This is a genomic window from Acetomicrobium sp. S15 = DSM 107314, assembly GCF_016125955.1.
GTDB classification, from domain to species: domain Bacteria; phylum Synergistota; class Synergistia; order Synergistales; family Thermosynergistaceae; genus Thermosynergistes; species Thermosynergistes pyruvativorans.
In genome coordinates, this window is sequence record NZ_JADEVE010000393.1 from 1 (window position 1) to 583 (window position 583).

1 protein-coding gene is annotated in these 583 nt (G+C 46.5%); it reads right to left on the minus strand.

Going from position 1 to position 583, the window contains the following annotated elements; translation table 11 throughout:
- Positions 1–25: 25 nt before the first annotated feature.
- Entirely contained in the window at positions 26–442 is a 417-nt protein-coding gene (locus EZM41_RS14815; RefSeq protein ID WP_446697846.1) for a helix-turn-helix domain-containing protein, read from the minus strand.
- Positions 443–583 lie beyond the last annotated feature (141 nt).

Genomic DNA, 583 nt, shown 5'->3' on the forward strand with positions numbered 1-583 from the left:
GTAGTATTTATATCTCGTTCATTGGTTATAGTTCTATGGCTATAGTTCTGTGTGTCTGTGTGGCACACCGGGTGTGTCTGTGTGGCACACCCCCGTGTCCCTGTGACACACCCCCCTTAAGGATATATATTGAGGTTTGCCCTTTCTCGCCACGATATTGATGTTGAATGTATCCTTTATCCTCGAGGGTCCGGAGTGACCGGTGAACGGTCCTATACGAACAACCGGCCCGTTTCATAAGAGCCTTAACCGATGGGTAACAGGTGCGCCCCCTGGTGGACGCGAACGAACAAAGCGCAGCATAAATAGCCATGTCATAAACTGAAATAGTCTCATCGGTCATAACGGCAATATCCAGAAAACAAAACCAAAAATCTCGTGAATCTAGGATTTCCACGGTTTCAGACACTGCCTTCACCCCTTTTGTCCCACAGGCGACCATGCTTCACATTGATTGAAGTGAAAATGCACTCCGGCCTTTTTGCATTGACCTATCAAATAGCTTACTCGATCATGATGCACCTGTACGGTATCATGACTGGGTTCATTGCCGCACATTAAACAGTCAATAGTCCTAAAATTC